This window comes from Psychromonas arctica (assembly GCF_038155225.1).
Classification (GTDB): Bacteria; Pseudomonadota; Gammaproteobacteria; order Enterobacterales; family Psychromonadaceae; genus Psychromonas; species Psychromonas arctica_B.
Genome location: NZ_JBAKBA010000405.1, coordinates 1 through 211, shown reverse-complemented (window position 1 = coordinate 211; position 211 = coordinate 1). Strand labels below are relative to the sequence as shown.

Genomic DNA, 211 nt, shown 5'->3' with positions numbered 1-211 from the left:
TATCACTTTAAAGTTTGATTTTCTAAGAAAACTATCTTGATCACAACTCTGTTTAATAAATTCAGATAATTCTGCACCAGAGGTAATATATTTACCTGGTATGCCTCTGTAGCAAGAAGTGTTTAAAATAGTGATAGGCAGTTTTACATCATTTCTTTTAGTTCGCGTTATATTAGATATTGTGCGGATTGACTGTTGCTCTTGGTAGTAA

The 211-nt window shown here is 31.8% G+C and carries 1 protein-coding gene; it reads right to left on the bottom strand.

From position 1 onward, the window contains the following. Positions 1 to 211: IucA/IucC family protein (locus tag V6255_RS18925; RefSeq protein ID WP_341629479.1), on the bottom strand; the 211-nt coding region annotated here is incomplete at both ends.